This window comes from Exiguobacterium sp. s122 (genome assembly GCF_018618475.1).
GTDB classification, from domain to species: Bacteria; Bacillota; Bacilli; order Exiguobacteriales; family Exiguobacteriaceae; genus Exiguobacterium; species Exiguobacterium himgiriensis.
The window spans coordinates 648,934-675,861 of record NZ_JACSMD010000001.1 but is presented as its reverse complement, the minus strand read 5'-3'; the positions used below and the strand labels follow the sequence as shown (position 1 = coordinate 675,861).

23 protein-coding genes are annotated in these 26,928 nt (G+C 54.5%); 4 read left to right on the top strand and 19 right to left on the bottom strand.

Annotation, left to right across the window (positions count from 1 at the left end; genetic code table 11):
- Positions 1-85: 85 nt before the first annotated feature.
- From whiA to hprK, 9 genes are all read right to left on the bottom strand, one after another.
- Complete coding sequence (gene whiA, locus KNP92_RS03480; RefSeq protein WP_214837202.1) at positions 86-1,039, bottom strand: DNA-binding protein WhiA; 954 nt, start codon at positions 1,037-1,039, stop codon at positions 86-88.
- Between the two features lie 30 nt (positions 1,040-1,069).
- A complete protein-coding gene (locus KNP92_RS03475; RefSeq protein ID WP_214837199.1) occupies positions 1,070-2,065 on the bottom strand; it encodes a gluconeogenesis factor YvcK family protein in 996 nt (331 codons plus the stop codon).
- A 1-nt stretch (position 2,066) separates the two neighbouring features.
- The gene (rapZ, locus tag KNP92_RS03470; protein ID WP_214837196.1) at positions 2,067-2,939 is read right to left on the bottom strand and encodes an RNase adapter RapZ; all 873 of its coding nucleotides are present in this window, start codon (positions 2,937-2,939) and stop codon (positions 2,067-2,069) included.
- A 125-nt stretch (positions 2,940-3,064) separates the two neighbouring features.
- Complete coding sequence (trxB, locus tag KNP92_RS03465; RefSeq protein ID WP_214837194.1) at positions 3,065-4,018, bottom strand: thioredoxin-disulfide reductase; 954 nt, start codon at positions 4,016-4,018, stop codon at positions 3,065-3,067.
- Positions 4,019-4,092: 74 nt separating this feature from the next.
- Complete coding sequence (locus KNP92_RS03460) at positions 4,093-5,559, bottom strand: tetratricopeptide repeat protein (protein ID WP_251136382.1); 1,467 nt, start codon at positions 5,557-5,559, stop codon at positions 4,093-4,095.
- Positions 5,560-5,854: 295 nt separating this feature from the next.
- Positions 5,855-6,337: an acyltransferase gene (locus KNP92_RS03455; RefSeq protein WP_214837191.1), complete on the bottom strand. Its 483-nt coding sequence runs from the start codon at positions 6,335-6,337 to the stop codon at positions 5,855-5,857.
- The gene (gene ppaX, locus KNP92_RS03450) at positions 6,330-6,980 is read right to left on the bottom strand and encodes a pyrophosphatase PpaX (protein ID WP_214837175.1); all 651 of its coding nucleotides are present in this window, start codon (positions 6,978-6,980) and stop codon (positions 6,330-6,332) included. Before ppaX ends, KNP92_RS03455 begins: the two co-directional genes overlap by 8 nt.
- The gene (gene lgt, locus KNP92_RS03445) at positions 6,980-7,801 is read right to left on the bottom strand and encodes a prolipoprotein diacylglyceryl transferase (RefSeq protein WP_214837172.1); all 822 of its coding nucleotides are present in this window, start codon (positions 7,799-7,801) and stop codon (positions 6,980-6,982) included. Before lgt ends, ppaX begins: the two co-directional genes overlap by 1 nt.
- Positions 7,798-8,736, bottom strand: a complete 939-nt coding sequence (gene hprK / locus KNP92_RS03440) for an HPr(Ser) kinase/phosphatase (protein ID WP_214837167.1) — start codon at positions 8,734-8,736, stop codon at positions 7,798-7,800. Before hprK ends, lgt begins: the two co-directional genes overlap by 4 nt.
- Before the next feature lie 149 nt (positions 8,737-8,885).
- On the opposite strand from hprK, the gene KNP92_RS03435 reads away from it, so the two are divergent.
- Positions 8,886-9,242, top strand: coding sequence for a hypothetical protein (locus KNP92_RS03435; RefSeq protein WP_214837164.1), 357 nt, complete (start codon positions 8,886-8,888; stop codon positions 9,240-9,242).
- Between the two features lie 89 nt (positions 9,243-9,331).
- Here KNP92_RS03435 and KNP92_RS03430 read toward each other — a convergent pair whose 3' ends face one another.
- The 4 genes from KNP92_RS03430 to uvrB all read right to left on the bottom strand — a co-directional run bounded on the left by KNP92_RS03430 (position 9,332) and on the right by uvrB (position 15,820).
- Positions 9,332-9,688, bottom strand: coding sequence for a hypothetical protein (locus KNP92_RS03430; RefSeq protein ID WP_214837161.1), 357 nt, complete (start codon positions 9,686-9,688; stop codon positions 9,332-9,334).
- A gap of 52 nt (positions 9,689-9,740) precedes the next feature.
- A complete protein-coding gene (locus KNP92_RS03425; protein WP_214837158.1) occupies positions 9,741-10,910 on the bottom strand; it encodes a DUF4097 family beta strand repeat-containing protein in 1,170 nt (389 codons plus the stop codon).
- Between the two features lie 65 nt (positions 10,911-10,975).
- Entirely contained in the window at positions 10,976-13,849 is a 2,874-nt protein-coding gene (gene uvrA, locus KNP92_RS03420; protein ID WP_214837155.1) for an excinuclease ABC subunit UvrA, read from the bottom strand.
- A complete protein-coding gene (gene uvrB, locus KNP92_RS03415; protein ID WP_214837152.1) occupies positions 13,850-15,820 on the bottom strand; it encodes an excinuclease ABC subunit UvrB in 1,971 nt (656 codons plus the stop codon).
- Between the two features lie 145 nt (positions 15,821-15,965).
- Here uvrB and KNP92_RS03410 point away from each other — a divergent pair, with 145 nt between their 5' ends.
- From KNP92_RS03410 to glpK, 3 genes are all read left to right on the top strand, one after another.
- A complete protein-coding gene (locus KNP92_RS03410; protein WP_214837150.1) occupies positions 15,966-16,802 on the top strand; it encodes a sulfite exporter TauE/SafE family protein in 837 nt (278 codons plus the stop codon).
- 118 nt (positions 16,803-16,920) lie between these two features.
- Positions 16,921-17,628 (top strand): MIP/aquaporin family protein, encoded by a 708-nt coding sequence (locus tag KNP92_RS03405; RefSeq protein ID WP_214837147.1) that lies wholly within the window; start codon positions 16,921-16,923, stop codon positions 17,626-17,628.
- 28 nt (positions 17,629-17,656) lie between these two features.
- Positions 17,657-19,174: a glycerol kinase GlpK gene (gene glpK / locus KNP92_RS03400; protein ID WP_214837145.1), complete on the top strand. Its 1,518-nt coding sequence runs from the start codon at positions 17,657-17,659 to the stop codon at positions 19,172-19,174.
- A gap of 46 nt (positions 19,175-19,220) precedes the next feature.
- On the opposite strand, the gene KNP92_RS03395 is transcribed toward glpK, so the two are convergent.
- From KNP92_RS03395 to KNP92_RS03370, 6 genes are all read right to left on the bottom strand, one after another.
- Positions 19,221-20,357 (bottom strand): PDZ domain-containing protein, encoded by a 1,137-nt coding sequence (locus tag KNP92_RS03395; protein WP_214837142.1) that lies wholly within the window; start codon positions 20,355-20,357, stop codon positions 19,221-19,223.
- Positions 20,358-20,397: 40 nt separating this feature from the next.
- The gene (locus tag KNP92_RS03390; RefSeq protein ID WP_214837139.1) at positions 20,398-21,810 is read right to left on the bottom strand and encodes a S41 family peptidase; all 1,413 of its coding nucleotides are present in this window, start codon (positions 21,808-21,810) and stop codon (positions 20,398-20,400) included.
- A gap of 97 nt (positions 21,811-21,907) precedes the next feature.
- Positions 21,908-23,296, bottom strand: coding sequence for a murein hydrolase activator EnvC family protein (locus KNP92_RS03385; RefSeq protein ID WP_214837137.1), 1,389 nt, complete (start codon positions 23,294-23,296; stop codon positions 21,908-21,910).
- 23 nt (positions 23,297-23,319) lie between these two features.
- Positions 23,320-24,222: a permease-like cell division protein FtsX gene (gene ftsX, locus KNP92_RS03380; RefSeq protein WP_214837134.1), complete on the bottom strand. Its 903-nt coding sequence runs from the start codon at positions 24,220-24,222 to the stop codon at positions 23,320-23,322.
- Positions 24,212-24,898, bottom strand: a complete 687-nt coding sequence (gene ftsE / locus KNP92_RS03375) for a cell division ATP-binding protein FtsE (RefSeq protein WP_214837131.1) — start codon at positions 24,896-24,898, stop codon at positions 24,212-24,214. Before ftsE ends, ftsX begins: the two co-directional genes overlap by 11 nt.
- A 342-nt stretch (positions 24,899-25,240) precedes the next feature.
- Entirely contained in the window at positions 25,241-26,836 is a 1,596-nt protein-coding gene (locus tag KNP92_RS03370) for a BCCT family transporter (RefSeq protein ID WP_483297943.1), read from the bottom strand.
- Between the last annotated feature and the right edge of the window lie 92 nt (positions 26,837-26,928).

The window sequence follows — 26,928 nt, the reverse complement described above, 5'->3', positions numbered from 1 at the left end:
ATCATAAAGCTCCTTTAGTTCGCTTTTCAAAATCCTATACACAATTGCTAATTATATAGGAAGAATGGTTTTGGCGCAACCGGTGTCACGAGGAGCCGATTTCTTCGCCCTTTCGGACTTTCTCGGCAATCTGGTCGATTTTCCGGAGCCGGTGGTTGATGCCCGACTTCGAGATCGGTCCCGTCTCGAGCATCTCGCCGAGTTCTTGAAGCGAGACGTCCTGATGTGTGACACGCAGTTCAGCGATCTCGCGGAGCTTCGTCGGTAGCACTTCGAGACCGACCGTCCGCTCAAGATACTTGATGTTCTCGACTTGGCGGAGTGCCGCCCCGACCGTCTTGTTCAAGTTGGCCGTCTCGCAGTTGACGAGCCGGTTGACCGAGTTGCGCATATCCTTGATGATGCGGGCGTCCTCGAAATCAAGCATCCCGCGCGTCGCCCCGACAAGTTTCAAGAAGTCGGAGATTTTCTCGCTCTCCTTGATATAGAGAATATGCCCTTTTTTGCGTTCGAGCGTTTTCGCGTTCAACCCGAATCGGTTGGCAAGGTCTCGGAGTGCCTGGTTATGGTTCTCATACAAGCTATACACCTCGAGGTGATACGATGACGTCTTCGGATGGTTGATTGAGCCACCGGCGAGGAACGCGCCTCGCAAATACGCACGGGCCAAGTTCTCGTCACGCGTCATGTCCGAGTTGAGCGTCCGAATCATCTCATATTGCTCCCCGAGAATCTCAAGGTCTTTTAGCATCGTCTCGGCGTGCTGGGAGACGCGGACGATGTAGACGTTGTTCTTCTTCAGCCGCATTTTCTTACGGACGAACAAGTCGAGGTGATGGTCATACAGCCGTTTCATCAGGGAATAAATCCGTCGGGCGATGGCGGCGTTCTCCGTCGAGACGTCGAGCGTCATCCCGCGTCCGAGGGCGAGCGAGATGACACCGTTCATCCGGACGAGGGCGGACAGTTCCGCTTTCGCCTCGGCGTCGGTGACGGTCAATTGGGTCAATTCTTTTTTGACGTCTGAAGCAAAGCTCATCTCATTCCCCTCCTTTCTTGATCAATCGTTCTATTTTAATTCAAGCTCTTGGAACGAGCGTGGTTTCTTAATACGGAGGACACGTTGCATGACGAGCCCAGCAATCGCGTCCGAGTCGTGACGGATGTAGTCACGGTTGTAATCGACGATGTCGCCCGCGAGGACGTTCGTGCCGTAATTACGAAGCTTCTTACGGTCGAAGCGGACCTCTTCGGAGCCGTCCTCGAGATAACGTTCTAAATACGTGTCCTCGATCGGCTCGTTGTTGACGACAATCGTATCAATCGACGGTTTGCCGAGATACGCCTCAATCGCCTTCAAATGCTTCATCGCATCGTAGCCTTTCGTCTCGCCTGGTTGCGTCATGACGTTACAAATATAGACGACCGGCACACCCGCCTCGACGATAGCGTCGCGCACTTCTTGAATTAACAAGTTCGGGATGATGCTCGTATAGAGACTACCCGGTCCGAGTACGATGACGTCCGCCTCATGAATCGCTTCAACGACACCCGATGCCGGCTTGATGCCGTCCTCGAGCAAGAACAGTCGCTTAATCGGCTTCTCGACGAGCGGAATCTTCGACTCGCCTTTCACGATTGTCCCGTCTTCGAACTCGGCCGCGAGCGTCATGAGCGTCTCCGTGACCGGGAGCACCCGGCCTTGCGCGTTCAACAGCTGTGACAAGACGTCGACCGCCTTGACGAACGAACCTTCACAAATGTGCGTCGCCGCCGTCAGCATAAGGTTGCCGAGGGAGTGGCCTTCAAGGCCGTACCCGCTATCGAACCGATACTGTAAAATCTTGTCCATGAGCGGCTCGACTTCGGATAAGGCGAGAATGACGTTTCGAATGTCGCCCGGGGGCAACATATGAAACTCGTCGCGGAGCCGTCCCGAGCTCCCGCCATCATCCCCGACCGTGACGATCGCCGTGATGTCGAGCGGATAGTGCTTCAATCCGCGGACGAGCGTCGATAATCCGGTACCGCCGCCGATGGCGACAACTTTCCGATCGCGTCTCATCTTATTTCTCCTTCGTCGCGTGCGCTAAGTCGCGATGGACGGTCTTGACGTTATAGCGCTCCGCGAAATGTTCCGATACTTTTTCGGCGAACGTGATCGAGCGGTGCTTCCCGCCCGTACAACCGAACGCGACGACGACTTGCGTCTTTCCTTCACGCTTATACTGCGGCAAGAGGAATTCGAGCATATCGATCAACTTCTTCCAAAACGCCCGCGCCTCAGGGTGCGACATGACGTAGTCTTGCACTTCGCTCGTCTGGCCCGTGAGCGGACGAAGCTCCGGGATATAGAACGGGTTCGTGATGAAGCGGACGTCGAACAACAAGTCGATGTCGAGCGGCACGCCGTGCTTGAACCCGAACGACATGAAGTTGACGGTGAACGGGATGCGCTCCTCGTTGAACTGGAGTAAGATCCGGTCCTTGAGCATCTGCGGTTTCAAATCGCTCGTGTCGTAGAGCGTGTGCGCCCGGTCGCGGAACCCTTCGAGCAGTTCACGTTCCATTTTGATGCCGACAAGCGGCGCGTCTTCCGGTGCGAGCGGATGTGACCGGCGCGTCTCTTTATAGCGGCGGACGAGCACGTCGTCCCGCGTCTCGAGGTAAAGCAAGTGCGGGTGTACGTTTTTCTGTTCTAAATCATCGATGACGATGAACAAACTATCGATGAAGTCGCGCGTCCGCGTGTCGATGGCGACGGCGATTTTCGGACGGACCGAGCTGATGACATCGATCAGTTGTGGCAATAAGACCGGCGGCAAGTTATCGACGCAAAAATAGCCGAGGTCCTCGAAACTATTCATCGCGACCGATTTCCCGGCCCCGCTCATCCCGCTGATGATGATCAATTCTTCTAATCCTTTAAAGTCTTCCATCTCCATGACGCCCCCTTAATTTTGACAACCGAGCCGTGTGTGTAGCACTCTTCACTCTTTAGTATAGCGAACGCTCGAAAAAAAGAGAAGGGATTGCGGTCGCCCGCAATGCCTTCTCCGGTGAATCACGCGTTTTGTTCGTGCAACGCCTCGAGGAGACCCTCGATATAATGTTGCGCGTTTTGCGCGGCAATCGATCCGTCGTTCGTCGCGGTGACGACTTGGCGGAGCGTCTTGTCGCGAACGTCGCCGGCAGCGAAGATTCCAGGAATCTTCGTCTCCATCGCCTCGTTCGTGACGATATAGCCTTGTTCGTTCAAGATGCCGAGATCTTGGACGAACCCGGTGATCGGGTTCATGCCGATATAGATGAAGACGCCATCGATGTCGTAGTCCGACTCCGTGCCGTCAATCGTGCTGACGAGACGTGCGCCACCGACTTTGCCGTCGACTTCTTTAATCTCTTGGAGCGTATGGTTCCAGATGAAGTCGATTTTCGGATTGTCGAACGCCCGCTTTTGAAGAATCTTCTGCGCACGCAACTCATCGCGACGGTGAACGATTGTCACCTTCTCCGCGAAACGTGTCAAGAACACACCTTCTTCGACCGCAGAGTCCCCGCCGCCGATGACGAACAAGTTCTTGCCTTTGAAGAACGCACCGTCACAGACCGCACAGTACGATACGCCGCGACCGCCGAGCTCTTCTTCACCCGGTACGCCAATCTTTTTATATTGTGCACCTGAAGCGAGAATGATGGCTCGTGCTTTATAGTCGCGGTTGTGCGCGTGGACGACTTTATATTCGGTTTCGTCCGAGATTCGTTGGACGTCGCCGTACGCATATTCTGCGCCGAACGCTTTCGAATGGTCGAACATCTTTTGTGACAAGTCCGGACCGAGGATGCTGTCATAGCCTGGGTAGTTCTCGATGTCTTCCGTGTTGGCCATCTGGCCACCTGGGATGCCGCGCTCGATCATGAGTGTCGATAAGTTCGCACGTGATGCGTAAAGCGCCGCCGTCATTCCGGCTGGGCCTGCCCCGATGATGATGACGTCATAGATTTTTTCTTCTGTCATAACGATTCCACCTCTGCATGAAATTGATTGCCTTCAGTATATGAAACCTAGGGAGGTATCGTCTATCTTTATGCTTATTCGATTGTCTGCTTGAACGAACGAATCGTGTCCGTGAGCGTCGAGACATCGACACCGAACACGTCGGCGCAGTCCGCGAGAACGAGCGCGTCTCGTTTCGCATAGAACGTCCAGACGAGCGCCGCGGCCGATGCCGTGACGTCGTCAAATGAATAGTTGCCGAGCAATAGGCGGGCGAACCGCTCATAGAAGTCGCCTTCTAAGCTCATCTGCTCCGCTTCTGAGACGTGACGCTCGGCCAAGACGAGCGCCTCATACGCCCGCTCGATGCGTGCGTCGCCTGTGAACGGTGTGGCACAGATGACGGCCTGACATTTCTTCGCGAAGGCGATGACCGTCTCATCGTCCGTGACAGTGGCCGTCAGCGCGAGCGCCTCGAACGCCTCGTCGTCTTCAAGCTTAGCAATGATGCGGATAATCTCGATTCGCGCCAAGTCGTCTTCTTGCCGTAACCCTTGGACGAGTGCCGAGCGGAACTCGAGATTGTCACGGATATCGAACGATTGCTTCTCTTCAAAGCGTTTCAATTCCTCACCATTCAAATAGGTCGCCGCTTCTTCAAGACGCCCGGTCTTGTAGGCGGAGACGCTGAGCCAATGCCCAAACAGTGAATCCCCACGGAAGCCCCGCTCTTTCAAAAGGCGAAGTTCTTCGTAGGCATGATCATAATGCCCGACGAGCGCGAGCGTCGTCGCGAGTTTATAGCGGACTTCAAATTGAAGCGGACGGACGCGTGTCAGCGGGGCCGATAAATGAAGCGCCGCTTCGGACTGTCCAGCCTCATGGAGCAACAAGATCGTATTTAAAATTGCATGTAAGTTGCCCGGGTTTTCATCAAGCACATATTCGAGTGTCTCGAACGCCGTCTCGTCGTTCCCTAAATAGAAATGGACGACCGCCAAGTTGTTATAGCCTGGCCAAAACGTCGGATAACGGTCAATCAACCGCTCAAGCGTCGACTTCGCGGCAAACAGGCGGCCTTTGTCGATTTGACGTTGCGCTTCCGTATGCCATGTGATCAATTCGTCTTCTTCTTCGTCCTCGAGCTCTTGCTCAAGTTCAATCAGTTCGAGGAGCGACTGAACCGACTCCGCGTAAGGGCCGTTCGCTTCACGTTCAAGATAACGGCTCGCAAAAGTCGCAGCTTCCTCATATTGTGAGATGTAGGCACAGTTGCTCGCAAGGTGGTAAAGGGCCTCTGTCGCCGTATCATCGAGTTGTAGCACCCGTTTCCACACGTCATTGGCGTGGTAGACCTCTCCTACTTCGAATAACAGTTCAGCGTACTGTTTGTGATAATCGACGCGGTGTGTGGCAGCAGCCGTAGCTTCAGCCATGAAAAAAGTCGCTTCATCTAGGCGACCTTCTCGTAACGCGCGACGACCTCTATAGTAGTGGAGCTCCGCAGCGAGCGGAGATTCTGGTTCGGGTAGCGTCATTAGAGCTTCATAGTTCGCTTCCATATTCTAAATCCCCCACATCAGTTCTAAATCGTTTTTTGGTTGCAGGGTTAAGAATACCGCACTCAAACGGCGAGGGCAACTGTAAAACTTAAAAAAAATCGGGACTATATTCCTTCTATAATGAATATATTTTATAGGGTGCGAAAATTGCTTTTCAGCAAAAACTTGTTGCTTCTCAAGAGTCGCATAAAAACGCAAAAAAGCGGAATCACTTTATGAAAACGTGATACCGCTCAAGTATTTTTATCTTGTGACATCCGTCACCGTTCAAAATTGATTTCGTGCTAAATTGTGTCTATTTCGTGTCGACTGTCAAGAGCTTTGCACCGACGACGCGCTCCCCGGGCAAGACGTCACGATGGACGACGGCACCGGCACCTACGACGGCCCGATCGCCGATCGTGACGCCCGGAAGGATCGTCACGTTCGCCCCAATCAACACCTCGTCTCCGATTGAAACGTCGCCGATTCGATACTCGTCGACGAGGTATTCATGACAAAGGATGGTCGTATTGAATCCGATGACGGTGTTCCGCCCAATCGTGATCCGTTCCGGGAACATGACGTCCGGTGTCACCATGAGGGCGAGTGCGCTATACTCCCCGATTCGCATGCCGAGAAACGTCCGATACAACCACCGTTTCGCCTTCACCGACGGGAAGAAGCGACCGACCATGACGACGGCCGTGTTCTTGAACACACGGACGAACCGAATCGTCCGATACATCTGCCAGAGCGGATTCGGTCCGGCGAGACGGAACCGTTCCGTCTTACGCATGGATCGTAACCTCGTCAAGCCACGCTTCGAAGTGTTCCATCGACTCGATGATTACGTCCGGCTCGAGCGCCTCGAGGAAGGCACGGCCCTTCAAGGCCCAACCGACGGCGACTGTCTTCGTCCCGGCATTCTTACCGCTAAAGATGTCCGTATCGTTGTCCCCGACCATGACGGCCCGTTCAGGCGTCGAATCGAGGGCGCGAAGGGCGCGTTCGACCGGTTCGGCGTGTGGCTTCTCGTTTTCAACGTCATCGGCTGTGATGACGACGTCGAACAAGTGGTCGATTTTGAACAAGCGCAACCCTTGTTCGACGACAGGACGCCCTTTCGACGTGACGATCCCCATCTTGTAGCCTTTCGCATGCAGACGCTGAAGCCCTTCGATGACGCCCGGATACTCGGCGACGAGTGCATCATGCATCGCGATATTGAAGCTTCGATAAAACGCCTGCATCTCTTTCCACTCTGGTTCGTTCAGTTCCCGGAACGACTTCTCGAGCGTCGGGCCGATGAACGGATACAAATCCTCATCCCGATACGTCTCATGCGGGAAGTAATAGCCGAGTGTATGACGGAAGCTCGCAAGAATAAGTGGGTTCGTATCGAGCAGCGTCCCGTCCAAATCAAACAGTAACGTATCCATTAATCAAACAGTCCTTTCTCTGAAGGGTCATCATATCGTTTCGCTTTGCGGCGTACGACCATCATGACAATTCCGAAGACAATCATCAAAATCGAGACGATTTGGGCCGTCCGTAAGTCTCCAGCCATGAGGCTGTCCGTCCGGAGTCCTTCGATATAGAAGCGGCCAACCGAGTACCAGACGAGGTACGACAAGAAGATATAGCCGCGTGGCGGGTTCCCGACCATACGCCAGACGACGAGGACGATGACCCCGAGAAGGTTCCACATGCTCTCGAACAAGAATGTCGGCAAGTAATACGCCCCGTCGATGAACATCTGATTCACAATCCAATCCGGGAGGCGGAGCGTGCCTTCTAGGAAGCTACGCGTTGTCTCATCCCCATGCGCTTCTTGGTTCATGAAGTTGCCCCAACGTCCGATCGCTTGGCCGAGTAGGAGCGACGGCGCGAGGATGTCCGTCACTTTCCAGAACGACATCGACTTGCGCATGCTGTAGACGATGACGACGAGGAGCGCTCCGAAGATCGCCCCGTGAATCGCGATACCACCTTGCCGGATATCGATGATTTGCCCGAGGTTTTGGCTATAGTAATCCCATTGGAAGACGACATAGTACACGCGGGCGAAGACGATACTAATCGGAATCGACCAAATGACGACGTCGACGAGTCGTTCCGAATCATAGTTGATGCGTTTCGCTTCGAACAAGGCGAGTACGAGTCCGAGCATCGCCCCGAAGGCGATAATCATCCCGTACCAGTAAATCGGCAGCGACCCGATTTCAAATGCTACACGATCAAACGTCGGTTCCACCATCATTCCATGTCCCCTTCGTTATCGTGGATCGCGTTCGCGAGACGCTCGGCGAACTCTTCCGCGGTATTGATGCCCATGTTTTGAAGACGATAGTTCATCGCCGCAACTTCGACGATGACGGCCAAGTTACGTCCCGGACGGACCGGAATCGTAAGGAGTGGCACTTCGCTATCGATAATCTTCATCGTGTTATGGTCGAGCCCGACACGGTCATAGACTTTCCCTGCGTCCCAGTTCTCGAGGTTGACGATGAGGCTAATCTTCTTATGCGAACGGACGGCACCTGCCCCGAAGAGCGTCATGACGTCGATGATGCCAATCCCGCGAATCTCGAGCAAATGACGGATGAGTTTCGGTGCCGATCCGACGAGGAGTTGATCACCGGTCTGGCGAATCTCGACCGAATCGTCGGCGACGAGACGATGCCCGCGCTTGACGAGCTCGAGCGCCGTCTCCGATTTTCCGACACCGCTCTGTCCTTTAATGAGGACGCCGACGCCATAAATGTCGACGAGGACGCCGTGCATCGCCGTCATCGGTGCGAGCTCCATCTCGAGGAAGTTCGTGATTTGTGATTCGATTGATGTCGTCACTGCGTTCGTCTGCATGAGCGGTACGTTCGCCGCCTCCGCCTGTTCTAAAATCTCTTTCGGGATGTCAAAGCCGCGCGTGATGAGAATGCCTGGTGTCAGCTCGGTGCAAAGAATCTTCGCGCGTTCACGGCGACTCTCCTCGGACAGGCTCGCATAAAACGTGAGCTCTGTCTTTCCGAGCACTTGCAGGCGGTTCTTCGCATAGTGCGTATAGTAGCCGGCAAGGACGAGTCCCGGGCGACTGAGATCCGGCGTGGCGACAGGACGGTGAAGTCCTTCTTCCCCCGCGACGACTTTTAATTTGAAGCGCTCAACGAGTTGAGCCGTACGTACGATATTTTGCATGAGTATCTGCCCCTTTCACGCTCATTATTGTATCATAGCTCTCTATACTTGGTGTCAGCGAAAGTGAGTCGTGGTGTGTCAGAAATAAATGAAACAATTTTATATGAGCGCCGTAAATAGGGTATAGACCATTAAAGGAGGTGAAATTCATGAACTCACTATTTGTGATTGCGGTCATCTTTGTATTTATCATTGGGATTGCGGCACTCGTCTATCTCATCAAGTCACTCATCGACATGTGGCGCGAGTACGCCGCGACGAAAAACGAAACGGTTCTGTTATTATTCATTTTGAACATCGTCGGCTTTTTCTTATCCGGCTCGCTCATCTCGATGATCGTCGCCATCATCTTCTATTGGAAACGGTCGCGTAAAATGCGTAACCTTGGGATTTTCTTACTCATCGCCGGACCGATTCTCTTCATCGTCTTGGCGATTGGCTCGTTCACGCTGTATGAAGCCCCAATGATGGAATGGGAACAGATGGAGTACGAGATGAATCTATAACCAAATATGGTTACATCGTGAACAAAGAGAGGAGCGTCATCCCGCATGGGGTGCCGCTCCTCTCTTTCTTATCGTATGGGAAATCAGCCTTACTCGCTCGGAATATACCCAATGACTTCGTTCGTCTTTGGCGAAAGCAACACGATCGGGGCGCCGACGACGCTGTCGGGTTCAGACACGAACGAAACCGCGAGCACTTCTTCCCCAATGAGCGTCTCGTCAAAAAGCTCGAAGCCGTCCTTGATGACGATTCGGTTCACCTCGGCGTTTTGCCCCTCGTCACTCGTTCCCTGCCAATTGCGCGCGGTGATGTAAGACCAGGCGACGGCGATTGCTTCGTCGTCAGCCGGCTCGGTTCCGTTGACGACGCGTTGCGCATCGTCACATCCGACGAGCAACAGTACCGCAATCAACACCCCTCCGTATACCGAAACGAATCGCCGCATGTGACCCCTCCCTCTATAAAAGAACCCGGAGGCATCACCTCCGGGTCGTGCATTACTTCTGATGAAACGGATTGTTCAAGTCCCCTGGGTTCACCGGGTCGACCGGGTCAACCGGTTCATGCTTCTCTTCTTCGAGGAACGTGGACGGTGTGTGCTGTGAACCGTGCTCGAGGTCGATCGTTCCGGTACGTGTGCCGGCTTCAACTTCGATGCGCGGAGTTTGGCCCCGTCCAGAGATAAATTCAAGGCGGCGCTGGGCGACGTCTTTTCGGTCACGGACGATTTCGAGTTCGTCTAAGTTACAGTGCAAGCCGCCGAAGTTCGTCTCAAGATCCCCTTCGACCTCGACGCCGTGTGGCAAGACGAGGCGGATGTTCCCGGCGAGCGAGACGAGTTCGAACTTGGCTGGACGAGCCGTCGCGAGTTCGGCCCGAATATTGCCGTTACCGGTCTTGAGGGAGGCCTTGTCGTACTTCCCTCCGACAATGACGGCCCCGTTCCCCGTCCGGACGTGGACGAGCTCGGTCTCAATTCCATCGACTTCGACCGTACCGTTTCCGGTGTTGAGCAACAGTTCGGAGGCGTGGACGTCGTGCAGGACGATGCGACCGTTCGCCGTCTGGACGCGGACGCTCTCGACGTCGAGCCCATCGGCACGGACTTCCCCGTTTAACGTTTGAACGTTTAAGTGGTCGAAATGATGATGTGGGACGTACAGTTCGACGTGCGCCCGGACGAGTTTGTCACGAAGCGAGACAACGAGACGGTCTCCGATGACCGAATGTTTCACGGCCGACTGAAGCTGCTCGAGCGCCTTATCCGCATCTTGTTGACGGAGCGGCCGGCCCGTGACGATGAGCTCGCACTCCTCGTTGTCCGACGAAACGATTGTCGCCGAGGCGTTGAACAAGTCGAGGGTGATGTCTTTACCGGTGAACGGGAAGGACTTCGAGTACGTCACTTCCGGACCGAAGTTCGAGCTAAACGAGAAGTCGCTGTCACGAAGCTTCGTGACAAGCCCCTCGACCGCAGACGTCAGTTTTGTCGTCAGCGATTCGACCGAGTAAGCGTCGACTTTTTCCGTCTGTTGCTGTTCTTCGAGTGCCTGGATGCGTTCCGGTTCAAGTTTTTCGAGCCGCTCGAGTTGGGTCATGCCTTCCTCAATCGTCAACTTGCCGTCTTTCACTTGCTGGAGAATCAGTTCACGCATTTCTTGTTTCACGTTCGTTTCCCCCTTTGGTTTGGTTACACGTCAATCATGTTCCCGTTTCTCACCATTTCTATACCTTACTTCCGTTTTCCTGCTTTCGGTTTCGCCCGAGCTGCATCCCGCTCGAGTACCGGCTTCAAATACTTGCCCGTATACGATCCTGCGACTTCAGCGACTTCTTCCGGCGTCCCAGTCGCGACGATTGTTCCGCCACCGTCCCCGCCTTCCGGACCAAGGTCAATCAAGTAATCGGCCGACTTGATGACGTCGAGGTTGTGCTCGATGACGAGCACCGTGTCCCCGTTCTCGACAAGGCGCTGGAGTACTTTCAACAGTCGCGCGATATCGTCGACGTGGAGCCCGGTCGTCGGTTCGTCCAAAATATAAATCGTCTTCCCGGTCGAACGTTTATGGAGTTCGGACGCGAGTTTGACGCGTTGCGCCTCCCCACCTGACAGCTCGGTCGCCGGTTGGCCGAGTTTCATGTAACCGAGACCGACGTCAAAGATCGTTTGAATCTTCCGTTTGATTTTCGGAATTTTGTCAAAGAATTCGAGCCCTTCCTCAATCGTCATATCGAGGACGTCCGCAATCGTCTTCCCTTTATACTTCACTTCGAGCGTCTCCCGGTTATAGCGTTTCCCGTGACACACTTCACACGGTACGTACACATCCGGCAAGAAGTGCATCTCAATCTTAATGATGCCGTCTCCGCGGCATGCCTCACAGCGCCCACCTTTGACGTTGAAGCTGAAGCGGCCCTTCTTGTAGCCGCGCATCTTCGCCTCGTTCGTCGTGGCGAACACGTCCCGAATATCGTCGAACACACCCGTGTATGTCGCCGGGTTCGAACGTGGTGTCCGTCCGATTGGGGATTGGTCGATGTCGATCACTTTATCAATCTGGTCGAGCCCTTCAATCTTCTTATGGCGACCCGGTTTCGCTTTCGCCCGGTTAATGTGGTGCGCGAGTGACTTGTAAAGAATCTCGTTGATGAGTGTCGATTTCCCAGATCCCGAGACACCAGTGACCGCGATGAACATCCCAAGCGGAATCGAGACGTCGACCCCTTTCAAGTTGTTCTCTTCGGCCATCAAGATTTTAAGGAAGCGCTCATCCGGTACTTTTCGTTCCGTCGGGAGCGGGATGAACTTCTTCCCAGCCAAATATTGTCCCGTCAAGGACGCCTTGTTTTTCATGAGCTGCTTCGGCGTTCCGGCAGCGATTACTTGTCCACCGTGCTCACCTGCACCTGGACCGATATCAATCAAATAGTCGGCTTCCATCATCGTGTCTTCGTCATGCTCGACGACGATGAGCGTGTTGCCGATGTCGCGCATCTGTTTCAACGTCGCGATCAATCGGTCGTTATCCCGTTGATGAAGACCGATTGACGGTTCGTCGAGGACGTACAAGACGCCGGTGAGACGTGACCCGATTTGTGTCGCGAGGCGAATCCGCTGCGCTTCTCCACCCGAGAGCGTACCGGCCGCCCGTGACAACGTCAAATAGTCGAGACCGACGTTGTTCAGGAAGCTGAGCCGCTCACAAATCTCTTGCAAGATGAGACGGGCGATGGCGAGGTCTTTCTCGCTAATCTCGCTCGTGATGGTATCGAACAAGTTGATCGCATTGACGACCGACAACTCCGTCACTTGACCGATGTGATGTCCGGTAATCTTGACGGCGAGCGTCTCTTCTTTCAACCGATACCCGTTACACGTCGGACACGCATGGGTTGCCATGTACATTTCCATCTGTTCACGGATATAATCGGACGTCGTCTCTTTATAGCGACGCTCGATGTTACGGAGCACCCCTTCAAAGAAAATCGTGTTCGTCCGAACTTGACCGAAATCGTTCTCATAGCGGAACAAGAACGATTCTTGATCGGTCCCTTTCAAGACGAGGTCTTGGTCTCGCTTTGATAACCGCTCGAACGGGACGTCCATGTCGATGTCAAAATGATGACACATCGCCGCAAGCAGTTGCGGGTAATATTGCGAACTCGTCGGCTGCCACGCTGCGACCGCGCCTTCTTTCAGCGTCTTCGTCGCGTCGGGGATGACGAGTTCCGGGTCGACGTCGAGCTTCGTCCCGAGTCCGTCACACGTCGGGCATGCACCGAACGGTGAGTTGAACGAAAACATACGTGGTTCGAGCTCGCCAATCGAGAATCCACAAATCGGACAGGCGTGATGCTCGCTGAAGAGGAGCTCTGTCCCATCCATCTTGTCGATGATGGCCCGACCGTCCGCGAGGCGAAGCGCCGTCTCGAGCGAGTCAGCAAGACGCCCCTCGACGTCAGGACGGACGACGAGGCGGTCGACAACGACTTCAATCGAATGTTTCTTATTCTTGTCGAGTTCAATCTCATCTGTCAGCTCAATCGTCTCACCGTTGACACGGACGCGGACGAACCCTTCTTTTTTGAGCGAGTCGAACACTTTGACGTGCGTCCCTTTCCGACCGGAGACAATCGGGGCGAGGATTTGCAGGCGTGTCTTCTCCGGCAATTCCATCACTTGGTCGACCATCTGCGAGATCGTCTGGCTCGAGATTTCGATGCCGTGATTCGGACAGACCGGTTTCCCGATCCGGGCGAACAAGAGGCGTAAGTAATCGTAAATTTCCGTCACCGTCCCGACAGTCGAGCGCGGGTTGCGACTCGTCGTCTTTTGGTCGATCGAGATGGCCGGACTTAAGCCTTCAATCGTATCGACGTCCGGCTTATCCATCTGTCCGAGGAACTGACGGGCATACGCGGACAAACTCTCGACGTAACGGCGCTGTCCTTCCGCATAGATCGTGTCGAAGGCAAGCGAAGACTTCCCGGAACCGGACAAACCCGTCAAGACGACGAGTTGGTCCCGAGGAATCTCAATATCAATGTTTTTCAAGTTGTTGACGCGCGCCCCTTTGATGACGATCGCATTTTTCTTTTCAGCCATTTAACTCCCTACCTTCAACTCCAAGATTAAGTCACGCAATTCGGCCGCCCGCTCGAACTGGAGGTCGCGGGCCGCTTGTTTCATTTCTTCTTCTAGTTTGGCAATTGCCGCCTCGCGCTCGGCCGGCTTCATCGAGCTGAGCGACTCGAGCACTTCCTCCTCGGCATCGACCGTCGCACGGATGACACCGCGCACTTCTTTTCGAATCGTCTGTGGGGTGATGCCGTGTTCTTCATTATAAGCCAATTGAATCGTCCGACGACGATCGGTCTCATCGATAGCGCGTTGCATCGAATCGGTCATCTTATCGGCGAACAAGATGACATGTCCGTTCGCGTTTCGGGCCGCCCGGCCAATCGTCTGGATGAGTGACCGGTCCGAACGAAGGAACCCTTCCTTATCGGCATCTAGTATCGTGACGAGACTCACTTCCGGAATATCGAGCCCTTCTCGGAGCAAGTTGATGCCGACGAGCACGTCATACTTACCGAGACGAAGGTCACGAATGATCTCAATCCGTTCGAGCGTCTTGATCTCCGAATGCATGTAGTTGACCTTGATGCCGGCCTCACGAAGATAGTCAGATAAGTCTTCGGCCATCTTCTTCGTGAGCGTCGTCACGAGGACACGTTCGTCCTGTTTAATGCGGTCACGGATTTGGTCCATCAAGTAGTCGATTTGCCCTTTAATCGGATGAATCTCAATCGTCGGGTCGACAAGGCCGGTCGGACGGATGATCTGTTCAATCATTTCTGGTGTATGTTCCAGCTCATACGGACCTGGTGTCGCCGAGATGAAGATTGCTTGGCTCAGTTTTTTCTCGAACTCTTCGAACTTGAGCGGCCGGTTGTCTTTTGCCGACGGCAAGCGGAAGCCGTGGTCGACGAGCACTTGTTTCCGTGCCTGGTCGCCGTTATACATCCCACGCACTTGCGGGAGCGTCACGTGCGACTCATCGGCGACGAGCAGGAAGTCTTTCGGGAAGTAGTCGATGAGCGTATATGGCGTCGCGCCTTCAGGCATGAGGTTCAAGTGTCGTGAATAGTTCTCAATCCCTGAACAGTAGCCCATCTCCCGCATCATCTCTAAGTCGTATTGCGTCCGCTGTTCGAGACGTTGCGCCTCGAGCAGTTTCCCTTCTTCACGGAACTTCTCGAGCTGTTCTTCGAGCTCGGCTTCGATGTTGACGATCGCTTTTTGCAATTTCTCGTCACGCGTGACGAAGTGGGACGCCGGGAAGATGGCGACGTGCTCACGGTCGGCGATAATCTCACCGGTGAGCGGATCCATCTCCCGAATCCGGTCAATCTCGTCACCAAAAAATTCGACGCGCATACAATGCTCGTCACGAGACGCCGGGAAAATCTCAACGACGTCGCCCCGTACGCGAAAACGTCCACGCTGAAAATCGATGTCGTTTCGTTCATATTGAATGTCGATCAACTTCCGAAGCATCTCATCGCGTCCCATCTCTTTTCCGACACGGAGACTGAGGACGAGACTGCGGTACTCTTCCGGGTTACCGAGACCGTAGATGCACGACACCGAGGCGACGATGATGACGTCGTCCCGCTCGAACAAGGCGGACGTCGCCGAGTGACGTAGTTTGTCGATCTCATCATTAATCGACGCGTCTTTCTCGATGAACGTGTCCGTCGACGGAACGTACGCTTCCGGCTGGTAATAGTCGTAATAACTGACGAAGTATTCGACGGCGTTGTTCGGGAAGAACTCTTTGAACTCCGAGTAGAGCTGGCCGGCGAGCGTCTTGTTGTGGGCTAAGACGAGCGTCGGTTTCTTCACTTCTTGAATGACGTTCGAGACGGTGAACGTCTTCCCGGTACCGGTCGCACCGAGTAGTGTCTGGTAGCGATCACCGCGATTGACACCTTCGACGAGCTGTCGTATCGCTTCCGGCTGGTCGCCACCCGGCTTATATTCCGATTGTAATGCGAACGGGATCGAATCCATGATGATTCCTCACTTTCTCTTCATACATAATTGATTTGATTATAGCACATACACGAACAAATATTCGCTTCTGACATGTTTCCCATTCTGCTCTCGTTTCCGTTATCATAAAGAATGAATCTCTTATAGAAACGAGTTGATCGGCATGTGGTCTCTCCTCTTTATCCCGCTCGGTGCCGTCGTCGGCACCTTGTCCGGGTTTTTCGGAATCGGTGGCGGGGTCATCATCGTCCCGGTGCTCTTGTTTAGTGGCTATTCAGCGGCCGAAGCCGTCGCCACGTCCCTTCTTTTTGTCGTCGGGACGAGTCTCGCCGGCGCGAAACGGCACACGTCACTCGGCAACGTCTCGTGGTCGTCCGGTCTCATGATCGGGCTCACTGGAGCTATAACCGCACAGTTATCGAGCCGGTTCGTCCTCGCCTTCTCCGGTACGAGTGATTGGGTGCTGAACGTATTGTATCTCGCTATCCTATCTTATTTTGCCGTTACGCTCCTAAAGAAAACATCGAAACGGAATCCAAAACAAAACACGACCGTTGCTGCGATTGCTATCGGTGCCATTGCCGGGTTGTTGTCGGCCTTACTCGGTATCGGTGGCGGCTTCATCATCGTCCCGCTTCTCGTCAGTTGGCTCGGCTATTCGACGCATCGGGCTGTCGGGACGAGTCTCGCCGCCGTCTTGTTCATCGCCTTCGGGGGGTTACTCGGTTATTTGCCGTCACTGACACTCGATTTAATCGTTCCGGCCGCCCTTATTTTCGGTGCCTTTATCGGGGCACCGCTCGGCGCGACGATGACGAGCCGTTATCGTGATAAAGAAATTTCACGACGTCTCGCTTATTTGTACGTCACCGTCATCCTCTCGATCACACTCGACTTGATGACCCCCCTCTGGATGCCGTTCACGTATGCGAGTTTAGGCGTCTTACTCGTTTTTTTAATGGGCATCATCCTTGATTTTACGAAGCGATTTACCAAATAAAAGCCACTTGGAAAATAAAAAAGTGGTTTTTTTGAATATCTTGGTTTTGAAGCGCTTTCAAATTGGGGATATAATGAAGTGGTAAGTCAAAATTCAATATGGGAAAGGGGAGTATCACATGTCAGCATTTGTTAGTGAAATTATCGGTACAATGCTACTAATCTTGCTCGGTAACGGTGTCGTCGCGGGTGTCGTCCTTCGCCATTCGAAAGCGGAGAACGCAGGCTGGATTGTCATCACGTTCGGGTGGGGCTTTGCCGTCATGATTGGTGTCTATGCAGCCGGAATCTACGGAGGGGCGCACATCAACCCTGCCGTTACAATCGGGCTTGCGACGGCCGGTACGTTCCCGTGGGCTGATGTGCCGATGTACATTCTCGCACAGTTCATCGGGGCATTCATCGGGGCATGTCTTGTGTTCGTGCACTACAAACCGCATTATGATGCAACGGATGACCCAGGTGCGAAACTCGCTACGTTCTCGACCGCTCCAGGGATTCGCAACACCCCGTTCAACTTGGTCTCTGAGATTATCGGGACGTTCGTCCTCGTATTCGCCTTACTCTCATTCGGTGCGAATACGTTCGCGGATGGATTGAACCCAATTGTTGTCGCGTTCTTGATTGTTTCAATCGGTCTCTCGCTCGGGGGCACGACCGGTTATGCGATCAACCCAGCCCGTGACCTCGGGCCGCGGATTGCGCACGCGATACTCCCAATCAAAGGCAAAGGTACATCTGACTGGGGCTACTCATGGATTCCGGTTGTTGGACCGATTATCGGTGCCATCATCGCCGCACTCATCTATGGCATCCTTGTCCCGTAAACTCTAACATCTAAGGAGGCAACACTCTATGGACAAAGAAAAACGCTACATTTTAGCACTGGATCAAGGTACGACAAGCTCACGCGCCATCATCTTCGACCACGACGGAAAAATCGTCACGACGGCACAGCGCGAGTTCAAACAATACTTCCCGAAGCCAGGCTGGGTCGAGCATAACGCCAACGAAATTTGGGGGTCAGTGCTTGCGGTCATGGCCGAGGCGTTCGGATCAGCGGATATCGATCCGAAAGAAATTGCCGCCATCGGCATCACGAACCAACGGGAAACGGCCGTCGTTTGGGAAAAAGAAACGGGCCGCCCAGTCTATAACGCCATCGTCTGGCAATCTCGTCAAACGGCCGGCATCTGTGACGAGTTGAACGCAGCTGGTCACGGTGACTTGTTCCGTGACAAGACGGGGCTCTTGATTGACGCCTACTTCTCTGGGACGAAAGTGAAATGGATTCTCGACAACGTCGACGGTGCCCGCGAGAAAGCGGACAACGGCGAACTTCTCTTCGGGACCATCGACACGTGGCTCATCTGGAAGCTATCTGGCGGTCACGCCCACGTCACCGACTATTCGAACGCATCACGGACGCTCATGTATAACATTTACGAGCAACAGTGGGATGACGAGCTCCTCGACATCTTGTCGGTGCCAAAATCGATGCTCCCGGAAGTCAAACCGTCGAGTGAAGTGTACGCGAACACAATCCCCTACCACTTCTTCGGCTTCGAAGTACCGATTGCCGGTGCGGCCGGTGACCAACAGGCTGCCTTGTTCGGACAAGCGTGCTTCGAGTCAGGTGAAGGGAAAAACACGTACGGCACAGGTTGCTTCATGCTCATGAACACGGGTGAAGAAGCCGTTAAGTCGGACCATGGTCTATTGACGACAATCGCTTGGGGGTACAACGGGAAAGTCGAATATGCGCTTGAAGGTTCAATCTTCGTCGCCGGTTCAGCCATCCAATGGCTCCGTGACGGACTCCGCATGCTCAAGTCGGCGAAAGATACGGAGCAATATGCGAACCGTGTCGAGACGACGGACGGTGTCTACGTCGTCCCTGCCTTCGTCGGTCTTGGTGCGCCGTATTGGAACTCGGACGTGCGCGGTGCCATCTTCGGTCTCACGCGCGGGACGGAGAAAGAACACTTCGTCCGGGCGACGCTCGAGTCGCTCGCCTATCAGACACGTGACGTGCTCACGTCGATGGAACAAGATTCTGGCATCGAACTGAAGACGCTACGCGTCGACGGAGGTGCCGTCAGCAACAACTTCCTCATGCAATTCCAAGCCGACATTCTCGACGTGCCGGTTGAACGGCCGGAAGTGAGCGAGACGACAGCACTCGGTGCCGCGTACCTCGCGGGTCTCGCCGTCGGATTCTGGAAAGACCAAAGCGAGATTAAACAACAGTGGAAACTCGACCACAAGTTCGAGCCGAACATGGACGAGTCACACCGTGAATCACTTTACAAAGGCTGGCAACACGCCGTCGAAGCGACGATGGGCTTCAAGCCATCAAAACTTGAATCGTAAGCACACGAAAGGGAGTCTCCACGGAGACTCCCTTTTTTCATGGATTTTATAACTTGCGTAGCCGAAGCCGTGGACTCATCGGTTCTCCGACGAACAAGATGCCGAGCTCGTGTGGGTCGGTCTCATACATCGCCCGCTGCACGAAGCGGATATCTCCGTTCAAATTGAGCACCTCGAGCTTGATGTACGGCTTATGACGTTGGAGCGCCTCGTAGAAACTGCTTCCACCCGTGATGACCGTCCCGTTCACTTTATAGATCGATTCGCCCGGAATGAGTTGCATCGCCTCACCTGGCGAACCTGGCAACGTATCGACGATGACCGCCCCCCGGTTGCCGTTGATGAACACTGGGGTCGTCGCCCGGTTCTCTCGTTTGATGAGCTGTAAGGCAAGCTCATACAATACGTAAAGACCAAGCAACACGTAACCGGCATACGGCACGTCCAGCGCATAGGACGCCCCGAACAGGCCGAGCGCGATGACAGCGAGAAGACCGCGGTACGTGCTCAACTTTCCGAGGAGCGTGCGCGGCAACGCACCGGTCGACAAGAGACTCACCCCAATCGGAATCGGGAGGATGACCGGGACCATGCTGTCGAATCCGAACGACGGTGGCAAAAAGACGACGAGCGGGAAAAACCAGAGTCGTCTAACGACGTGACCGCCGACGAACTGGCCCCGCTTCGACAAGATGAGCGTCGGTGACGTTTCAACGTTGCCGTTCCACCGTAACAGAATCGCCTCGGCGAGCGTCACGACACCGAAGACGAGGGCGTACACCGGCCAATCCACCTCGGCGAGTCGCGCGATGGTCTCCTCAGCCGGTCCGAACGACACGACATCACGGAGCGACACGACCGCGAGCATGACGAGGAGCGGGAACGCCGGGCTGACGAAGCGTGGATGCATCGTCAGGACGACGAGCGTATACAGGACGGTGAACGTGACGAGCCACTCGATGTTGACTGTCGTCTCGAGCCAGACGGTCGCGACCGAGGCGAGCACGCCGAGCAGAAGGCTAGGCCAGACGAAATGAATCCAGTCCGATTTTGGCGGGCGCCGGCGTGAGCGGAACATCGCCCGCTCCCGTTTGATGCGTGTCATGGATATGTAAGCGAGGGCGACGAGTGTCACCCAGAGCAGCGGACTACCGATCAAAGTCAATAAAGCAAGTACACTCATTCGTAGAACGTCCACACGTGTCCAATCCTTTCCCTAATCCTTATTTTGCGGCTTCTTCGAGCGCACGGTTCAACTGGGCGTCGTTCGCCTCGTCTTGAATGACTTCAAGTAGACGTGATTCGAGCGCCGAGGCCGTCTCCTCGTTGACGATCCCGTCCGCCGTCAAGTTATTGTCTTCTTGGAAGGCGGAGACGGCCCGAGCCATCGTATCGCCGTAATAGCCCGCCTGTCCGCCCGGCTCGTAGCCGAGGCCTTCTAAGACGGTATGCAAGTTCGAGACCGAATCGCCGTAGTCGCCGACTTCGAGCGTGTCCGTCTCGGCGAGGATGCGGTTGACGCTGAAATAGTCCGGTTGATTGACTTCGATGTCCGGTTCGATTCCTTTCTCGTTAATCCAATTGCCGTCCGGCGTGAGCCACTTGCTCGTCGTCAGCTTCAAGTTGCTGCCGTCTTCTAAGTCAAATGCCGTCTGGACGACGCCCTTTCCGAACGTCTTGTTGCCGATGACGGTCGCGCCGGCCCCTTCTTTGAGTGCACCAGCGAGAATCTCAGACGCAGAAGCTGATCCTTCGTCCGTCAAGACGAAGAGTCCGTACGGTTTCGCCTCACGGGCACGGCCGCTCTGCGACTCCCGTTCCCCTTTGGCGTTCTCGATTTGGACGACCGGCGTATCCGTCGGGACGAAACCTTCGACCATCGTGATGACGGACGGTAAAAGACCGCCCGGATTACCACGCACGTCGATGATGAGGCTGTCGATGTCTTGACTTTCAAGTTCTTCGAGCTGTTCTAAAAACTCCTCGTCGGTCGGTTCCGAGAACTGGGTCACTTGCAAATAGCCGATTTTCTTGCCAGCCTCTTCTTTCACTTCCGACGTCACCGTCTCAATCGGAATGGTGTCTCGTGTGATTTCGTAATCGGCCTCTTGGCCCCCACGACGAATCGTCAGCGTGACGACGGTCCCTTTTTCCCCGCGGATGAGACGGACTGCCTCTTCGACGGCCATCCCTTCAATCGACTCACCATCGACGGCCGTGATGACATCTCCTGGACGGAGCCCGGCCGCCTCGGCCGGTGCTCCCTTGATTGGAGCGACGATTAAGATGTCTTCTCCTTTCTTCTCCAAAGTCGCGCCGATTCCTTCAAAACTCGACTCGATGGAATCGGTAAATTGTGAGGTCTCTTCCGCGTCGAGGAAGTCCGAGTACGGATCGTCGAGCGCAGCGGTCATGCCGTCGAGTGCCCCGATGAGGAGCGTCTCGTCCGATATATCTTTTAGGGAGTGGGCCTCGATGAGCTTGCGTACTTGCTCGATTTTATCCCAGCCCTCACTACGTGGTTGAATGGCGGTCGGTAAGGCGGCTGTATCAGTAAACGCCATCGTCGCGAGCCCTGCACCGGCCCCAGCGACGAACGTGGCGCCGGCGAGTAGTCCAGCGGTTGAATTTTTCACGGGTAGTCCCTCATTTCTCTTTGTCAGTCTTTCATTCAGTATAGCAAAAAGTTTAGAAGAAAAGACGCGTTCCACACATTTGGGACGCGTCTCTCCATCAATAGCCGATATAAGGACCGGGGTCGACCGCGTTCGGTTGCCCCGGAGCCCATTCGCCGCGGTGAAGTTCAAAATGTAAATGCGGCCCCGTCGACCAGCCCGTGTTACCGAGCGTACCGACCGTCTGCCCGGCCGCAAGCGTCTGACCCGGCGAGACGGTGATCGCGTCGAGATGACCATACACGGTCGTCCACACTTGGCCGCCTAACACGTGTGAGACGAAGACGACGTTACCGTAGCCCGTCGCCGGCGCCGCTTTGATGACGATGCCAGGTGCCGCCGAAACGATTGGCGTACCGGTCGCGTTGACGATATCAATGCCGCGATGCGACTCCGGTGCACCGGTCAGCGGGTTCGCCCGCGGGCCAAACCGGCTCGATACGTAACCAGAGACCGGACGGATGAACGTCGACACGGGTTGCGTCACCTTCTCGGTCGCTTCGGTTGGTGGGACCGGTGGCGTGACAGGGGCAGTGTTCGGCGACGTCTCTGTCTCCGTCTTCGCTTTCGCCTCGGCTTCTTGGCGCGCTCGCGCTTCTGCATCTGCCTTCGCTTGTGCCTCTGCCTTCGCCTGTGCCTCGGCCGCTGCTTTCGCTTCCGCTTGTCTTCTCGCTTCCGCTTCAGCCGCCTCTCGTTCAGCGGTGGCAATCGCCTCGAGCTGACCAGCGATGATGCGGCGTTGTTCGTCCATGAGCGCCTGTTCTTCTTCACGCGTCATCTGTTCGAGCTCAAGTAGCTCGACTTGTTCGTTTAATTCGGAAAGGAGCGTCTGCTTCTCCTCAGCGGCGCGGTCGAGCGCCTGCTTCGTGATGACGAGCTCACGCTCTTTTTGTTTGACGAACGACAGCTGAGTCCGTTGCGTCGTCTCAAGGAACTCGAGCCGTTCGACTTCTTCCATGAAACTATGTATCAGGTCCCGATCCTGCTCCGCAATCGACTGCGCCGTCATAAGACGCGTGATGAAATCCCCGAACGTGCGGGATTCAAAGATGACTTGGAGATAGGACCGGTCCTCGTTTACTTGAAGCACACGAAGACGCTCACTGAGGAGCGCCTTCTGGCCTTGGAGGTACTGCTCTTGAGCAGCGAGTTGGCGGCGTGTTGTCTCGAGCTCAGCTTTGGCCGCGTCAGCTTCAGACTGCTGGACCGCAATCTGTTCGCTAAGTTGGTCGAGCCGTTCATTGACGACTTTCACCTCAGTCAAGACCGCGTCGCGCTCTGCCTCGGTGATATTGAGCTCGGCATCCGTCTCGGCTTGCGCTTTCTTTGATGCCTCTAGCTGTTTGGATAGACGATCTTGCCGTTCCCGTAACGTCTCTTTCTCCGACGCCATGACCGGCGCGGCAAGTAACGTCATGCATAATCCAAGCGCAAGCGAACGTTTCATCCGCCAACTCCCCCTTATCTAAGTTAGACTTTTAAGAATCGACCGAGCGATGTCGTCGATCCCCAGATTCCGATGAACGCCCCGAGTGCCAATAAGACGAGTGACACTTGCGTCGTGAGCGTTGATGGATCAATCAACTTAAATATATCACTATTCAATTGATCTAGCGATGGTTGTAAAGCACTATATGCGACGTCGTAGCCGAAGTAGACGACGGCAATCGGGATGAGCGCACCGAGCACACCGAGGAGGAGTCCTTCGATGAAGAACGGCCAGCGGATGAAGCTGTTTTTCGCTCCGACGAGACGCATGATTTCGATTTCGCGACGACGCGAGAAAATCGTCATCTTGATTGTGTTCGAGATAAGGAACATCGCCATGAGCGTGAGCCCGACGATCAATACGAGTCCGCCGATGCGAATCCCGTTGAAGAACGCGAACATCTTGTCGATATAGTCCTGTCCGTATGTGACTCTATCGACGTTCTCAAGCGACTGGACCGCCTCGGCGACTTGTTCCGTCTCGAGCGGGTCTGACGCCTTGACAATGTAACGGTCGTGGAGCGGGTTGTCCTTCTCAACAGCACCGTATGCGTTCGCGTCTTCCCCTAACTGGTTACGGAAGTTCTCGAGCTCAGCGTCTTTCGAGCTGAACGTAACTTCTGCGACACCGGGGATTTGTTCAATGTTTTGTCCAAGCTGTTCGACGTTCGCCTCTTCGGCAGTCCGTGTGACGAACACCTGAATCTCGACATCGTTCTCGACGTTTTGTGAGATTTCATTGACGTTGAACATGACGAGGGCGAAAATGCCGACGAGTAACAAGGTGATGGTGACGGCACTGATGGCCGCAAACGTCATCCACCCGTTGCGAAGTGTTCCTTTGAACCCTTCCCGTAAGTGGCGGAGTCCACTTTTAAATATCATAGCCGTAAGCTCCTTTCTCTTCATCGCGGACGACTTTTCCGTTCTCAATCGCGATGACACGATGGCGAATCTTATCGACGATGTCACGGTTGTGTGTCGCCATGACAATGGTCGCACCGCGGCGGTGAATCTCTTCAAATACTTCCATGATGCCCCACGCCGTGTCCGGGTCTAAGTTCCCGGTCGGCTCGTCGGCAATGATGAGCTTCGGCTTGTTGACGATGGCTCTTGCGATGGAGACACGTTGTTGCTCCCCACCCGACAGTTCGTCCGGATAGTTGCGGGCCTTGTTTTTTAGCCCGACGAGATTCAACACGTCCATCACTTGCTTGCGCATCGTATTCGTGTCGGCTTGGACGACTTCAAGGGCGAAGGCGACGTTCTCGTACACGGTGAGCGACGGCAACAGCTTGTAGTCTTGGAAGATGACGCCGAGTTGGCGACGAAGTTTTGGCACGTGGCGATTCTTCAACTTCCCGACGTCAATTCCGTCAATCAGCAACTGACCGCTTGACGGTTTCTCCTCCCGGTAAATCATTTTCATAAACGTCGATTTCCCGGCGCCGGATGGTCCGACGACGTAAAGGAACTCGCCGTCTTGGATCTGTAAATCGAGATCATCGACGGCGACGACGCCGTTCGGATATACTTTACTGACTTTTTGCATCGAAATCATAACGTATTCCCTACCCTTTTTTAATATTTTTCATGCATCTATGACGAAGTTTCATTGTTTTAGTTACTGTATATTTTTTCGTCTAGCCTCTGTTCTACAGGAAACGAAACGTGCTGTCAAGGCACGTTGCTCGTATCCATGTCCTAGTCAATTAGACCGAGGACGGGACAAGGAGCGCTACCATTATATCAATCGGTTTTTTAAAACACCATTACAGGAGTGTTTCAGTTGGGGGGCGCAAGGTGGGAAATTGTCACATCGAATGTCTACTTCACGCATTCGTCATATTTACTGAAATCGCGGTTCAAAAAAGGCGTCCTGTAATGAGGACGCCTTCCGATTTTACTCAGGGGGGCGGTCTTTCAACGCATCGAACGGGGACCGTTTCTTTTTCCGATACTTAATATGAATCGTCGGTGACTCATATTCGTCTGAGGCGCGAATGTCTTTGCTCGACACCCGCATGAACGACCAGGCGAGAAGCACCATGATGAAGATGAGCGGGAACCCACCGACGATGCTCGCCGTCTGGAGCGTGTCGAGTCCCCCGAGGAACATGAGGGTAAGCGGCATGATACAGAGCGCGAACGCCCAGAACAAACGATTCCAAGCCGCCGGCTCCCCTTCGACATACTTTTGTGTCACCGATGCCAAAATATATGAGGATGAATCAAACGTCGTCGCAAGGAAGATGATGGCGAGGAACGTGAACACGGCGACGACGACCTTGCCGAACGGTAGTTGTCCGATGATGGCGATAATCGTCGCAGCCGGTCCGTACGTATCCATATAACCGATGACATCGAACGCGCCGCTCAAGTGGAGATAAAGCCCGAAATTCCCGAGAATTCCGAAGAAGAGGATACAACCGAACGTGCCGTACACCATCGTCCCGATAATCATCCCGCGAATCGTCCGACCGCGTGAGATGCGGGCGACGAAGAGACCGACGAACGGCGCATAGACGAGCCACCACGCCCAGTAAAACACCGTCCATGCCTCGGGAAATCCGGTCTCGGTGAACCCACCAAGGTCACCGAACGGTTCCATCCACGTCGCCATCTTGAAGAAGTTGTCGAGCAAGATCCCGACGGCGTTGAATGTCGTCTCGAGAATGAAGCGGGTCGGTCCGAGAATGAGAACGAAGGCGAGAATCGAGAGCGACAACCAAATATTCAAGTCGCTGAGCACTTTAATGCCACGCTTCAATCCGACGTACGAGCTGACGGCGAAGATGGCCGTACAAATGAGCATGATGACCGCCTGCATGCCGAGTGTCACCGGGATACCGGTAATCGCGTTCACCCCTTCAGCAATCATCGGCGTTCCAAGCGCGAGCGTCGTCCCCGCCCCGCCGAGTAGACCAAAGATAAATAAAATATCAATCAATTTCCCGACCGGGCCGTCCGCCCATTTGCCGATGACAGGGCGAACCGCCTCGCTCACTTTCAGCACCGAGCGGCGACGGACATAAAAGAAGTAGGCGATCGGGAGCGCCGGAAGCGTATAGATTGCCCAGGCAATCGGTCCCCAGTGGAACATCCCGTATGCCGTCGCCCATTCGATGGCTTCGGACGATTCTGGCGTCACGCCGAACGGCGGGCCTTGATAGTAATACACCCACTCGATGACGGACCAATAGAGGATGCTCGAGCCGATCCCGGCCGCGAACAGCATCGCCGCCCACGAGAACGTACTGAACTCCGGCTCCTCGTCCTCGCGGCCGAGCTTGACGTGGCCGTTCTTGCTGAAGGCCACAAAGATCAAAAAGCCGAACGCACCGAGTCCCATCGCTAAGTACAGCATGCCGAAGTTTTGCGTCATGAACGTGTTCGCCCCGCCGACCCAAGCCCGTCCGGCATCCGGAAACAAGACGAGCGGTAGCGTCACCGCGAGCAGTAAACAGAATGCGCCGATGAACGTGGGCCAATCAATCATTTTTGTTTTCAATGTACTCCACCCCTTGAAGTTGTTACTCTTTTTTTACCTATTATGTATAACCATGAAACAAAAAACCACGGGTGAACCTG